This window comes from Burkholderia sp. AU16741 (genome assembly GCF_002223345.1).
In the GTDB taxonomy this organism is placed as follows: domain Bacteria; phylum Pseudomonadota; class Gammaproteobacteria; order Burkholderiales; family Burkholderiaceae; genus Burkholderia; species Burkholderia sola.
On the sequence record NZ_NKEZ01000007.1, the window covers coordinates 448,447 to 463,861 of the forward strand.

General features: G+C 64.3%; 5 protein-coding genes. All 5 read left to right on the forward strand.

Annotation, left to right across the window (positions count from 1 at the left end):
* The first annotated feature begins 2 nt into the window (after positions 1-2).
* Positions 3-923: a peptidyl-prolyl cis-trans isomerase gene (locus CFB89_RS18915; RefSeq protein WP_089469439.1), complete on the forward strand. Its 921-nt coding sequence runs from the start codon at positions 3-5 to the stop codon at positions 921-923.
* A 146-nt stretch (positions 924-1,069) separates the two neighbouring features.
* A complete protein-coding gene (locus CFB89_RS18920; RefSeq protein ID WP_256979705.1) occupies positions 1,070-12,925 on the forward strand; it encodes a filamentous hemagglutinin N-terminal domain-containing protein in 11,856 nt (3,951 codons plus the stop codon).
* A gap of 26 nt (positions 12,926-12,951) precedes the next feature.
* Positions 12,952-13,344: an SMI1/KNR4 family protein gene (locus CFB89_RS18925; protein WP_089469180.1), complete on the forward strand. Its 393-nt coding sequence runs from the start codon at positions 12,952-12,954 to the stop codon at positions 13,342-13,344.
* 354 nt (positions 13,345-13,698) lie between these two features.
* A complete protein-coding gene (locus CFB89_RS35400; protein ID WP_256979706.1) occupies positions 13,699-14,202 on the forward strand; it encodes a hypothetical protein in 504 nt (167 codons plus the stop codon).
* Positions 14,203-14,535, forward strand: coding sequence for a hypothetical protein (locus tag CFB89_RS35405; protein ID WP_256979707.1), 333 nt, complete (start codon positions 14,203-14,205; stop codon positions 14,533-14,535).
* Positions 14,536-15,415 lie beyond the last annotated feature (880 nt).

Here is a 15,415-nt window from a genome sequence, read left to right on the forward strand (position 1 = left end):
TCATGAATCGCCTGTCGAACGGTCGCGAGCTCGCGATGCAACCCAACCTGCCGGAGCGTATTCGCAAGCTCGGCGTCGCGCTCGTCGCGGCGATGCTTTGCGGCGCTGTCGTCCCGCACGCGTACGCGGTCCCCAAGGCGGCGAAGAAACCCGCCGATGCCACCGCCACGATGCCCGCCGATGCGATCGCGAGCGTAAACGGCGTGCCGATCCTGCAAGCGCAGGTCGACGAAGCCGTGCGCGCGTCGAAGGCACCCGATACGCCGGCGCTGCGCGCGGCGCTGAAGAACCAGTTGATCGCACGCGAGCTGTTTCGACAGGCGGCGCTCAAGCAGCACTACGACACGAAACCGCAGGTCGTTGCCGCCACCGAGCAGGCGAAGGCGCTCGCGATGACGCAGGCGTACCTGCGCGATCAGGTCAAGCCGGCGCCCGTCACGGATGCGGACGTCAAGGCGCGCTACGACGCGGTTGTCGCGACACTCGGCGAGAACGAATACAAGCCGAGCGTGATCGCGGTCAACGACGCGGACACCGCAAAGCAGATCCTCGCGCGGCTCAAGAAAGGCGAGGACTTCGGCGGGCTCGCGCGTCAGTTCAGCAAGGGGCCGGCCGCGGCGCAAGGCGGCGCGCTGAACTGGATCTCGTTCAAGACGCCGATCGAAGCAGGCCACACGCAGAACTGGCCGCAGCCGCTTGCCGAAGCGCTCGTGAAACTGCCGCAGGGCGGGCTGACCCGCGAGCCCGTGCAGGTCGGCGATGCGTACTGGATCGTGCGTGTCGACGACAAGCGCCCGACGCAGGTGCCGCCGTTCGACCAGGCGAAAGACACGCTGCGGCAACAACTCGAGCAGGTCGCGATGGAGAAGGCGACCGCGCAGGTGGTTGCGGATCTGATCCGCAACGCGCGGATCCAGCAGTAAGTAGCCGTAGCAGGTAGCAGCGTCGGGCAGCCGCCCGGCGAACACGCATGCGATGCCGGGCGGGGAAACCCGGCATCGCTCGGCGCCACGGTCGGCCGGCCGATGGCGTACGGCGCGGGGCCACGAAACGAAGCGAACAACAGAAGATGAACACGTCCAAGCGTAAGACCTTGCAGCAGCTTGCCGCCGCCGGTGCGGCGCGAATCGGTGCACGTGCGCGGTCGGCGGCAAGTGCGCCGCGATTCCTCGCGGTCGAGCCGGTCGCGGGATCGTACCGCTGGTGGCAGCGTGCGACGAGCGCGCTGCTCGCACTGACGATGTTCATCGGACCGATCGCGGTCACCGTCGAGCAAGGCCGCGATGCAGCCGGCGTGCTCGGCGCGGGCAATCGCCGTCTCGACGACGACGCATGGCAGCGGCTGCTCGATCTCGCGTCGCTGCGCGTCCGATTCTCGATGCAGCTCGCGGCCGCCGCGCCCATCGTTGATCCCACGGCGCCGATCTCGTTTCAGCCTGCCATCACGCAGTCGACCGGCGCAGGCGGTGGCGTGCCGGTCGTCAATATCACCGCACCGAACGCGGCCGGCATTTCGCTGAACCAGTATCAGCAATTCAACATCGATCCGGTCGGGCTGATTCTGAACAACAGTCTGATGTCAGGCACGTCGCTGACGGGCGGCAACGTGCAGGCCAACCCGAACCTGAACGGCCGCACGGCGAGCGTGATCGTCAACCAGGTCACGTCGACCGGCAATGCATACGCGAGCTTGCTGAATGGCCCGCTCGAAGTGTTCGGCGCACCCGCGACCGTCGTGATCGCGAATCCGAACGGGATCACGACGCGCGGCGCCGGCTTCACCAACACGATCGGCGTGACGTTGTCGACCGGCGCGCCGCAGTTCCTCAATGGTGTCGGCGGCAGCGCGACCGACTTCGCGAACGCGAAGGCGCTCGGCTACAACGTGACCGGCGGTCACCTGCAGATCGAAGGCAATGCCGGCGTCAACGGGCCCGGCGCGGGGATCGAGGGGACCGTGGGCACGATCGACCTGATCGGCGAGACGATCGGTATCAACGCGCCGCTCTATGCCGGCACGCGCATCAACGTGATCGCCGGGCGTCAGTTCGTGACACCGGCCGCCGTCGACACATACGGCACCACGTACGGCACGGCGTCGAACGGCTCGGACAACTCCGCCGCGGCGATCAATGCCGCGAACGGCGGCGCGAATCGTTCGCTCGCGATCGACGCGACCGCGTTCGGCGCGATGACGGCCGGGCAGATCCAGGTGGTCAGCACCGCGGCGGGGATGGGGGTGCGATCCGACGCGCAGCTTGCCGCGAACGCAGGGGACTTGCTGCTGTCGGCGAACGGCGACGTCTCGGTCGCGGGCTCGGCCGCGCAGCAGCAGGCGACGGTCCATAGTGCCGGCAACGTGTCGATGACCGGGACGCACATCGGGGTCGGCGGTTACGCGATCGACGCGAATGGCGACGTGACGTCGACCGGATCGATCCAGTCCGGCGGCAAGCTCACGGTGGCGTCAGGCGGCAACGTGAACGTCGCGAATGCCCAGGCGCACGGCGACATGACGGTCGCGGGCGGCGCGAACGTCACGCTCGGCGACGTACAGGGTGGCGGTGCGTTGTCCGTTACCGCACGCGGTACCGACGGCACGGGCGACGTGAACCTGAACGGCACGTCGGTCGTGACCGGCGCAACGACCGTGCAGGCGGCCCGCGACGTCAACGTGAACGGCCAGACCAACAGCGACACGCTGCGCGTCACCGCGCAACGCGATGCGACGGTCAACGCGGCGCTGCAGACCTCCGGCGCGCTGGCGTTGACGGCGACGCAGGGCAGCGTCGTCACGCATGCGACGGTGAAGAGCGGTGGCGATCTTGCGCTGACGTCCGGACAGGACACCGTCGTTGCGTCGCAGGCGACCGCGCAGAACGCGGTCAGCGTGCAGACGGGGCGCGACCTGAGCGTGAGCGGCTCGCTCGCGAGCGGAACGACGTTCGCCGCCGATATCGCGCGCGACGCGTCGGTCGGCGGTTCGCTGATGGTGGGGACCGATGCACGCGTGGACGCGGGGCGCAACGTCGATACGTCAGGTGTCTTGATCGTCCAGCGCAACGGGTTACTGAGCGCACGCAACGACATCACGGGAAGCGGTTCGATCGCGTTCGGCCAGAACGGCGCGTTGAGTGCCGCGCATGACGTCGCGCTGACCGGCAAGCTGCTCGCCAATGGCCTGCAGGTCGACGCGGGCAACAGCGCGAATCTCGCGACGGTCCAGGCGGGCGGCGCATTCGGTGTGACGGCAAACGGTAACGCCGGCGGCGGCGACGTCGTATTCAACGGCAACGCGGCGGCACTCGGCGCCGCCGACGTGCGCGCGTCGCGCGACGTCGTCGTGAACGGCACGCTCGCCGGTGGCGCGCAGGTCGCGCTTGCCGCGCAGCGCAACGTGATCGTCGGCGGCAGCGGCACCGTGCAGGCCGTCGGCGATCTGGCGTTGATGGCGGCCAGCGGCAGCGTCGCGTCGGCCGGCACGTTGAACGGCGCGGGCGCGCTAAGCGCGCAGGCTGCGCAGGATGTCTCGCTGACTGGCGCGACGACCGTGACGGGCGACGTGACCGCCACGGCGGGCCGGGATCTCGTGATCGGCGGTGCGTTGGCCGGGCAGGGGGGCGCGACGCTCACGGCCGCGCGTGACGTCGTCGCCGGCGGCAACAGCGGCTTCGCACAGGACACGACGTTGAGCGCGGGGCGCGATATCGGCGTGACCGGCGCGTTCCAGGGGCGCGCCGTCTCGATGACGGCAACCGATTCGATCGCGCTGAACGACGTGCAGGCCAACGCGGGGCTGCGGCTCGCGACGCGCACGGGCGACGTTTCGATCGGCGGCAACGTGAACTCGCTGACGAACGGAACGATCGACGCGGCGCGCGACGTGTTCGTCAATGGCACGTTGCGCACGGCAAGCGGCCTGACCATCGGCGGCGGCCGCGATACGTCGATCGGCGGGACGGTCCAGTCGAACGGTGACGTCGCGCTGACGAATGCGGCCGGCTCGCTGACGAGCACCGGCAATATCCAGTCGGGCGGCAATCTGTCGGTGAACGCCGCGCAGTCCGTGGATCTCGGCACGCACTCGACGTCGTCGCTCGGCGACCTGACCGTCGACGCGGGACGCGACCTGACGATGAACGGCTCGGTCGTCGCGCAGGGCAACGGCACGCTGAACGCCGGCGGCGCGATAGGCGGCGCGGCCGCCGTTGCGTTCGGGCTCGCGGCGAACGTCGGTTCCGGCGGCGATACGACTCTCACCGGTTCGCTGCGCGGCGGCAACGTGCGGACGACGGCCGGCGGATCGGCCACGCTGCACGACGTGCAGGCTGCCACGACGCTCGCGCTCGGCGCGGCGAACGACCTGAGCGTGACCGGCGCGGTGACGGGCGGCGCGGACGTGGTGCTGGCCGCCGCGCGCAATATCGACATCGGCGGTTCGTTGCAGTCCGCCGGCAACACGTCGCTGCTGGCGACCGGCGGCACGATCGGGTCGACCGGTGCGATCGCGAGCAACGGCGCATTCGACGCGCAGGCAGGCAATGACATCAACCTCGGCGGCAACACGACCGTGTCGCGCGACACGACGCTTGCGGCCGGACGCGACGTCAACGTAAGCGGATCGCTGGCCGGGCAGGGACAAGGCGTCGTCAATGCGGCGCGCGACATCGTCGGCGCAGGCACGTTGACGTTCGGTCAGCAGGCGACGCTCGAAGCCGGGCGCGACGTCGCGCAGCGAGGACTGATCCAGGGGCAGTCGGTCAGCGTGACGGCGGCCGGCAATGCGGCCGTGAACAACGTCGAGTCGACCGGCATGATCGCGCTGCGCGCGAACGGGACGAACACCGCGACGGGCGCGGGCGATCTGCGCATCGACGGTTCGGTCGCCGCCGCGGGCGCGATCACGGCGTTCGCGCAGAACGACGTTGCAATCGGCGGCAAGGCCGCGAGCGGTTCGACGATCGGCGTGACCGCGCAGCGGGACATCGCGGTGAGCGGCGCGATCGAGTCGGTCGGCGATACGGCGCTGGCTGCGCGGCAAGGCAGCCTCAACGCGACCGGCGGCATCAACAGCGGCGGCAAGCTCGCTATCGCGACGGGCCTCGACCTGTCGCTCGGCGCGAGCACCAGCGCGATCGGCGACGCGACGCTGACGGCCGGCCGCGATGCCACGCTGAACGGCACGATGGTCGGACAGGCGAACGGCACGGTGACGGCCGCGCACGACATCAACGGCGGCGGCAAGCAGGCGTTTGCCGCGACGGCGACCTATGCGGCGCAGCATGACGTCGCGCTGACCGGCGGCACGCAGGCGGCGGCGATCACGGTGACGGGCGGGAACAACGCGACGTTGCACGATGCGTCGTCGTCGACCACGTTGACGCTGACCGCGAACGGCAACGCCGGCGAAGGCGATGCCGGCATCACGGGTGCCGCGTCCGCGCAGGAGGCGGCGAACGTGACGGGCGCGCGGGATGTGTCGATCGGCGGCATACTCGGCAGCGGCGATGCGCTCGCATTGACCGCGCAACGCAACGTGGCGGTCAGCGGCGGTGTGGAGTCGAACGGCGATCTGAAGGCAACCGCGGCGAACGGTAGCGTCATGCTTACGGGGTCGACCACGACGGCGGGCGCGTTCAACAGCCTGTCCGGGCTCGATACGCAGCTCGGCGGCCAGATCGCGGTGGGGAAGTCGACGAACGTGCAGGCCGGCCGCGATATCGCGTTGACGGGGACACTCGCGGGTCAACGCGACGGCACGCTGAGCGCGGGCCGCGACATCATCGGTGCGGGCGCCGCGGCATTCGCCCAGGCGGCGACGCTCGATGCCGCGCACGACGTCGCGCTGACGGGCGCGCTGCAAGCCGCGGCCGTCAACGTGACGGGCGGCAACAATGCCGGGCTCGGCACGGTCCAGGCCGTCAACGGCAATCTCGACGTCACGGCGAACGGCGGTGCCGGCGGCGGCGATGTGACGCTCGGCGGAGCGGCCACCGCGTTCGGCGCGATGCAACTGCAAGCCGCACGGGACGTTTCCGTTGCGGGCGCAATCAACACCGGCGGCACGACGACGATCAATGCGGCGCGCGGTGTCGCGCTGTCGGCGGTCAATTCGGCGGGCGATCTCGCCGTAACCGCTTCGGGCGGCAACGCGCGTGCGACGAGCCTGACGACGCAGGGCAACCTGAACGTCGGCGCTGCACAGGACATCGCGGTGACGGGGCAGAGTGTCGCGGGCGGCAATGCTTCGCTGAACGCGGGCCGCGACATGATGCTCGCCGGCGTCGGCGCGCAGCAAGACGGAACGTTGACGGCGGGTGGCTCGGTGACGGCCGACGCGATCGCGTTCGCGCACCAGGCGAGCGTCACCGCGGGCGGCAATATCGCGGTGACGGGCAACGTCGCGACCAACGGCGATCTCGCGATGACCGCCGGCAACGATTTGTCGGCCGGCTCGGTGCAAGCGGGCGGCGCGATCGGATTGCGGGCGCAGGGCCGCAACGGCGCCGGCGACGTGATGGTGAACGGCGCGGTGACGTCGGGTAACGCGACGACGATCGCGGCCGCGCGCGATGTGGGGCTCGGCGCCGCGTCCAGCGGCGGTGCGCTGAACGTGACGGCCGGACGCAGCCTCGGTGTCGCGGGCGCGATCAATTCAACCGGCGACGCGACGCTGACCGCGACGGCGGGCAATCTCGGCGTCGGCGGCGCGGTCGTGTCGACGGGGAATGTGCGGGCCAATGCGGGCGGCGGACTCGCGCTGCTTTCCGGCGGGCTCGTGAACGGCGATACGGCGTTGACGTCGGGCGGCGCGATGACGCTCGGCGGCGCGCTGTTCGGTCTCGGAGCCGCGAGTATCAACGCGGGCGGTACGCTGGGCGGCGGCGCGGCACTGACGTACGGCAAGGACATCGCCGTCAATGCCGGAAACGGCATCACGCTCGGCGCGATTCAGGGCGCCGGCAAGTTGACGGCGGTGTCCGGCGGCGACATGTCGCTCGGTGCGACCACCGCGGTTGGCGACGTATCGGCAAAGTCGACGGGCGGCAGCGTGTCGTTCGGCGGCCTGTTGCAGTCGGGCGGCAATGTCGCGGTTCAGGCCGCGAACAACGTGTCGCTCGCGGGTGGCGTGGGGTCGATGGGGACGGTCGACGTCAACGGCATCGGCGGCAACGTGTCGGTCGCGGGCGTGTCGGCGAACGGCGACGCGACGCTGCATGCCGGACAAACCGTCGCATTGAGCGGCAACAGCATCGTTGCGGGCCAACTGGGCGTGTCGGGCGGCAACGTCACGCTGAGCGGTTCGGCCGTCGGATCGAAGAACGTGACCGTTTCCGCGCTGGGAACGGTCGATGCCGGTAATGCATCGCTCGTCGCATCGCAGAACCTGCAGGTGAACGGCTCGAACGTGACGCTCGGCAATGCGACGGTCGGCGGCGCGCTCACCGCGCAGGCATCGAACCAGCTCACGCTGGCGGGCGGCAAGGCAGTGAACGTCGTCGGCAACGCGACGCTGGCTTCACAGAACGGGCTGTATAACGCCGCGAACGTGCTGGCCGGATCGCTCAACGTATCGGCGACGAACCTGACGAATGCGGCGGGTGCGTCGCTCGCGTCGATCGGCACGACGACGATCAACGCGTCGAGCTTCGCGAACGCCGGGCTGGTGAACGGCACGACGACCAACGTCACCGTCGGGGGCGCGCTGACGAACGTGGGCGGCTCGCTGATGGCGGTGAACGCGCTCAACGTCAATACCGGGACGCTTAATAACCAGAACGGGATCGTCTTTGCCGGCAATCCGCAGGCCGCGACCGGTGCGACCGGCGACGTGTCGTTGACGATCAATGGCGGCAACGGCGCGTTCTACAACGCGGGCGGACAGTTGCTCGCGCAACGGAACATGGGGATCAGCGCCGTCAACATGGCGTTCGATCCGTCGCAGGGGACGATCAGCCAGGGCGGCAACCTGTCGATCACGGCCGGGTACGTGAACGTCGGCGGCACGTGGAATTACGGCGGGCAGAGCGTTGCGTTGACGGGGCTGAACGGGATCACGAACAACGGCACGATCACCGGGACGTCGCCGTTGACGCTGACGGCAGGCGGCAGTTTCGAGAATCACGGGCAGGTCACCGGGGCGGATGTGACGTTCAACGGCACGCTGAATAACGCGGCCGGGGCGGTGGTGCATGCGGATAACGCGTTGACGCTGAACGGCGATACGACGAATCGCGGGACGGTCGAGGCGGGTAGTGTGCTGACCGTGAATGGGGGGAATTACGATAACCAGGGTGCGACGACGCAGTCGAAGGGGGATGCGGTATTTCGCTTGAGTGGGACGTTGCAGAACACGGGTGGGTCGATTGTTGCCGGGCGGAATGTCAGTATTTCCGCAGGTGCGGTGGTGAACGACCAGACGGCGCCGGGCGCGGCGGTGACGACGACGCAGGACGTCGTCGATCCGGGATTGCTGTGGTCGGGGGCGGTTGGCGCCGAGACATACTGGTATCAGTACCGGATTCCAGGGCCGGGGGATTCCGGTCTGACTCTCGGCGATACGACGTTCAGCTTCAATACGACACTCGGCAATCTGCTGTCGCCGACGGGGGCGCAAGCTGCCATTACGTCGAGGTCATCGACGAATCCGTGTCGGGAGTATTGCGACCTGAGCGTTTCGTCGCCCGTCGCGGGATCCGGAACGGTCACGTTTAACAAATTCCAGGTGTACGTTGGCGACAATTCTCGCGGCAATCCTCAGTATCAGACCGTATGGTACGTCGGCAACGGGCCGCAACCGGGCGCATTAGGCACGCGCACGTTTACACTGCCGACCGTCCACGAAACCACGACGACCCAGACGCCCGGGACGTCGGGCGTCATTTCGGCCGGCGGGTCGATTTCGCTGTCGGCCGGCTCATTATCCAATCGCGGTGGCCAAATTGCCGCGCAGGGGGATGTCGGGCTGAACATCGGGTCGCTCGGTAATGGCGCGGTCGCGCCGACGATGATCAATCAATCGGTGCGCACCGTCGATCAGGGCGAATACACGGCGTTCCTGAATCAGTTGAAATCGATCGGCACGATTGCCGTCAAGGACGCGCAGCGTGAGGCTGACGGCATTAAGCCGACCGTGTTCAGCATCTTGCCGAATTCAGCGGCGCCGACTTCCGTCGGAACGGTCAATTCGTCCACGCCGACCGGCATGATCGCCGCCGGTCACAACCTGACGGTAGGCGGCGGAAATCTCGTCAACGAAGGCCTGATGTACGCGGGCAACGACGTCGCCATCGCGTCGGGTACGCTCACCAACCAGGGCGGCAATCAGCAAAACTATTCGAGCCAGGTCGGCTGCGCATCCGGCGTGCCGAACTCCGCCTGCGGCAACGCAGGCCAACCGCGCGGCAACAACCCGACCACGACGACGTTCGGCTACAGCCAGAACGACGCGACGATCTATGCGGGCCACGATCTCGTGATCGCAGCCGGCCAGATCAACAATACGTACGGCAACCTGCTCGCGGGCCACGACATCGTCATCGGCGGTGTCGGCACGACCGCAAGCTCGACCACGCCCGCACAGAGCCTGAACAACACGTCCGGCAACATCGTCGCCGGCAACGACATCAAGCTCAACGTATCGGGCGCGATCACCAACAATCTGCCGCCGCCCGTGCCGGTACACGAGAACTACGGCAAGCACGAGCAATATTCGGGCTGCATGACGGCCGGCGGCTACAAGGAAAGCTACTGCGAGGGCTATGTCGACCAGCAGTCGGGCAGCTCGTCGGTGATCAGCGCGGGCAACAACCTGCAGATCAACGCGGGCAGCCTGACGAACATCGGCAGCCTGATCGCGGCCGGCAACAACGCGACGATCGCCGTCGCAGGCCCCGTCGTGAACGAGGCGCAGGTGCTGAACGCCTACTGGCACTCGCATTGGGTGCAGGAAACCGGCATGTTCAGCAGCGACAAGCGTCACGACATCTGGGCGTGCGGCGCGCCGGAGCAGTGCAAGGCGCTGTACGGGAGCGCATACACGAGCACGGGCGGCACCATCGATCCGCCGACGCCGGTCGGCAACATCGCGGCGACGATCCAGGCGCCGAACCTGTCGATCTCGTCGGGCGGGCAGATCCAGAACGTGGGCAACGTGATCGGCACGTATGTGTCGTTGACGGGCCAGAAGCTTATCAACGGGATCACGACAGCGAATACCTACACGCCGCGTGTCAATGCGCCGTCGCAGGTCATTTCGCTGAGCCCGGTGGACTTGCCGGGGCTGAACCTGTCGGTGCCTCGTGCAGTCGGTACCGGCAAGCTGCCGACACCTGTCGCGGGCGCTGCGTCGTACGTCGACGCGTCGCTCGGCGGGTCCGTGCTCGGCTCGCTCGGTCCGCAGGACTTGCTGAACAATCTGCCGTCGGCGCTGCAGCCTTCGTCGACGCTGTTCTATTACAACCCGCAGGAAGAGGACCTGCTGTTGCAGCAGGCGGCGCTGAAGCAGACCGGCAAGTCGAGCTTCGTTGACGGGCTGACGTACGACAACGAGAAAAACCTGTCCGTGACGGCGCAGGAAAAGATGTACCTGTACCAGAACGCGGTCGACTACTCGAAGGCGAACGACCTGCAACTGGGCGCCGCGCTGACGCAGGAGCAGATCAACACGCTCGACAAGCCGATGCTGTGGTACGTCGAGCAGACGGTGCCGGACCCGTCGTGTCACGCGACGGGAGCGGCGACGTGCCCGACGATTACCGCACTGATGCCGCAGGTGTATCTGCCGCAGGACACGCAGGCGATGTCGGCGGGTGGCAACATTTCCGGTCATGACGTCACGCTCAAGTTCAATCAGGACGGTAACGGCAGCATTCTCAATACGGGGAGCATCACCGCGTCGGGGACGCTGAGCGTCGACACGCACACGCTGACGAACCAGGCGAACCAGGTCAACGTCGGTGAGATCTGGCAGAAGGTCGATGGCGGGTATCTGAAGACGACCGGGACGGTGGTGCAGCCCGGCGGGTTCATGAGCGCGGCGAACATGGACCTGAACGTGCAGGTGCTGAACCAGATCGGTGGGGCACTGCAGAAGCTGGCGGCCGACGGGACGATCGATCAGAGTGGGACCCAGCAGGCGCTTGCGGCGCTTCAACAGCAGCTCGGCGGCAATTTCACGCAAACGGCACTGAGCGACAACCTTCATCAGGATTTCGTGAAGGAGGGCGGCTCGTTCGGGATGACGCAGATCTTCTCGATGGTCGTCGCTGTTGCCGCGGCAATCATGATGCAGCCGGAAATATCCGCTGCGATCGCGTCGATGTCGGGCGCTGCCGAAGCGGCAACCACCGCGGCATTCATGGCGGCACAGCAGGGACTGACAGGTGCTGCCATTACCGCGGCCGCAAGTGCGGCAGGCGGTTCTCTGGCCGTTGGTGGATTGGCCAACACCATGATTGCAGTCGGGTTGAGTTCGTTTGCATCGAGCGCGCTCGGCCAGGTGGTCGCTAGCGGCAAGATTGATTTTGGCGCGAGCCTGAAGAATGGCCTGATCGGAGCCGTGACTGCCGGGCTGACGAACGGCATCACGTTTGACAGCGGTTCGGGCTCGTTCGGGTTCAGCGCGAATGCTGCATTCGAGGGAAGTGCGCCGTCTCTTTCGGCACTGGCCGGTGTGCAGAACACGGGCAATGCGCTGGTGCCGCAAGCGGGCGCCGCATCTGTGTCCCTGCCTGCCGCCGCGTTGGCAATGACGGCGGATGCGACGATTCAGGCGGGGGTGCAGACTCTGATTGGCGGGGGACGTTTCCTCGACAGTTTGCGAGATGGCTTCGTCCGGGATGCTGCAGCAGCAGTCGCGTACGGCATTGGTGACACCACCAGTCCTTATTCCATTCAGAACGTCCTCGAACATGCCGTGCTCGGATGCGCATCAGGTGCGGCGACGGGGCAAGGATGCGGCGGCGGTGCTGTAGGTGCTGCGGCGAGTGCGGTAATTTCGCCGCTGCTCGTTTATGGGACGGCGAAGAATGGGGTTGACGGATCGGTACAGCAGGCGTTTGTAAGCGCGTTCGCGACCGCAATCGGCGGACTGGCGGCAGGTGTGGCCGATCAGAATGCCGAGGCGGGCATGGCTGCGGCGCAAAACAATGCCTTGAACAACGATTTGCAGCACGTCGACAAAGTCGTCGAGCTTATCGACAAGCTGAGGTCGAAAAACCAAACACTTGCGTCCGCGTACAGTGCGGACGATTTGCTGAAAGCCGCTGAGAACGTTTATGGCGCGAACGGTGGGCCGAATGGGATGCGCGTATGGGGCAGCCTCGCCGATGCCCAAGCCAACACTGCCGCGCGCGGCACGACCTTCTACAAGGACGCGCAGGGACAATACGTCGAGCAGTGGAAGGTTCCTGTCGGGGCTGAAGATGTTGCGCGAAGCGTGGTGGACAACGCGGCATATTCGTATGGTCCCGGCTACGCGGATGTCACGAAGGACAACCTTGGCCAGTTGATGTCGACGTACATCGCCAAGTTCGGCGCTGACACGTCAAATTTCCAGGGATTGGGTGAAGGTGCTGCCGGCTTGGGGCTGGCAGGGACATTGGGTAAAAAGAATGCGTCTGGCAGCTTCTCGATTATTGACTGGCAAGGCTATCCCAATGGTGTTCCAATGCCAGATGGGCCGTTTCAGTTGCTAGAAGGGGCAGAGTATGCGGCTGCACGCAAGGCAGCGAACGCTGCGAACAGTTCCATTCGTCAAGATCAGGGACTTGTTGGACAGCCGGTCGATGTGCATGAGGTGCAGCCTGTTAAGTTTGGCGGCAGCCCCACTGATCCGGAAAACAAAGTTGTAATTCCTCGAGATCTGCACCGTCAACAGGTTACGCCATGGTGGAATCGGCTGATGAAGGATATTAAGAACTGAGGGGCTGCTACGATAGCCTAGAGATCATGGATAGTAAGCGAATGGTAAATTGGAGCTGGAACGAAGGGGCGTCGGATCAAGCTATTTCAGAATTGATGGCTATGGTCGCGATTTCTCTTCCCGATGACTACTTGGCGTTCCTGAGAAGTCACAACGGAGGAGAGGGATTCATTGAGAGCGAATATCTTATGCTGTGGAAAGCGGAAGATATCGCTACCTTCAATATGGAATATGAGGTTGCTGACTATGCGCCAGGCTTGCTTCTCTTCGGTTCCAATGGTGGTGGTGAGGCGTATGCGTTTGATACTCGGGACAGTTCGATGCGGATTGTCCAGGTTCCATTCATCGGCATGGATCTCGCTGATGCTATACCGATAGCGGACAGCTTTACCACCCTACTGTCGGGGGCGCCACAATGAAATCGCGAAGATACGAGGAGCGTCCATTGGGAATGGAATTATTCGATGTGAAGCCCGTTATCGTTGGTGGAAATCCGAATGATATTTCCAATAAAGTGTGGCTCACGAGGCGGCAGCATATCGAGGCGGTTCGATATTGGAATAGAATTGTACGGGAATTAAAAGAGAGGAGTTAGGCGAAGCGTTGCCGGCCGACGTGTGGTGCACCTGATCTGTTGGCGGATCAGCCACCGATCAACGTACCGTTCTAAGGCGGGCAGCACACACGGAATCAGCGGACCGATCCGGCACGATTTCCGGCATGTAGCTGAAGCCGGTCGGGCGGAAGACCTCCCGTTCATACTTGGTTCTGAAATGGAAAACCTTGTTGAGGCACGTGTGTTCTTTGATCCAGTTCGTACAAGAGAGGTGATGATTGAGGGAACTCTTCCCCGAGTTATGCGCACCGTTTTCCTGGACGGACAACCGATCGGAAACATTGCTGCGCACAACATGTCCGATGTGGTTCGGGCATGGCTGGTGGGCTTGGCTGAGGAGGCTACCCCAGTAATCTCTCGTTCGCTTAGTTGGATTGAAAAGGCAATTGCATTGGATGAGGATTTCGGGGTGAACAGAGATCTTCATCGAGTTACGTTGCATTGGGCGAAAGCGATCGCCGAGTGGATGGATACCGGCTGGAACAGTGCCGAGTGGGAGAGCGCGAGAATCTTCGAAGAGGCCGCCTGGCGCAATGAAGCCCGCCCGTGGCCAATGAACGAGATCGTTCGAGATGGCCTTGATGACTATATGGCGTTCGCCTATCAAACGGGCGACGATGCTATGCCGGACGGTATGGAGGGCTTCGAAAACGGTATCTAGATGTACGAACATTGGGTCAACGACAAGCCTCCCAGTCTTGCGAAGACGCTCAAGCCACGCGAGTATGCCTATGCCCTGTGTCTATATGGCTGCCGTCCCGAGGTCGCTCACGCCAACGCTTACACGCCCGATGCTTTGTTCGAAGCGGGCCGACGTATGTTGAAGGCGAACCTCGAATCGAAATGGTTCGGTGCGGGGCAGTTCATACGCGGTGCGACGTGGCTCAAGATCGTCTACGGGAATCGCGACCCATCGCTGACACCGTTGCAAACCGTCCTGAAAGCATACGATGACATGCCGAACGTAAAACGACCGCATTTTGTCTCGGGCTAGTGAAGAACTCGGAACGAGGTGATAGCGACGAATAGCTCGTCCATAACGACAAGTCATTCGACTTTGCCTCATTTGTTGCTGCCAATCCGTCAGGTCGTGTTTCTGGACTTGACTACGTGAATGCCGTCTATAAGGCTCATGGGCTGGTGTACGACTTCGCCTTTCATTGTGAAAAATTAATCCTCCCGAATTTTAGGATTGTTGGCGGTGGGGTATTTGTTTCTGAATTGTTAAGCGATGAGGAGTGCGAGGGTTTGTTGAGCAAAGGGAGGGCCATTCATGAGATTCAGTTCTGAATAAATCTGCTTGAAATAACCGGGACGTTTGATGACCTTGATACCGGCCAGGCTGCCGAGCTCGCAAAATTGATCGTCGATGGCTGGAATATGAAATTGCAGAGGGAGTTTGGTGATGTGTCGGTGCCGGCACGGGTGATGTGTGATGATGAAATTCGGGAGGTTTTTGTGACGTTCGGATATCAAAAATAGACGGCAGGAAAGTGGTGATTTTCTGAGGAGTGGTTGGGTCGCAATTTCAAGCGGGAAATTGACTTTGCAGATCTCTATCTGACTGTCTGGAAAACCGGTTTTTAAAAAATTCAGTTTGGCTCACTACTCCGCGAGTACTTCGGCTTTTCTTTATCTGAAAGAAGCAATGTGTGGATACTGTGGATACGGCCCTTTGGGCGAACCGATTACATTGATGAAGCATCCTTCTTGGATGCGAGTCGCACCATTTGGTTCGGTCTGCGAGTCGGCGAAGGAGTAACTTCTCCAGTTGCTGAGGAGAACGGTAATGAACGAGCTGTAGAGTTGCCTGAAGCAATGAGCAAATTTTCATGGCAGTTGCTGGTGTAAATGAGGTGACTGGAAAATTGGTG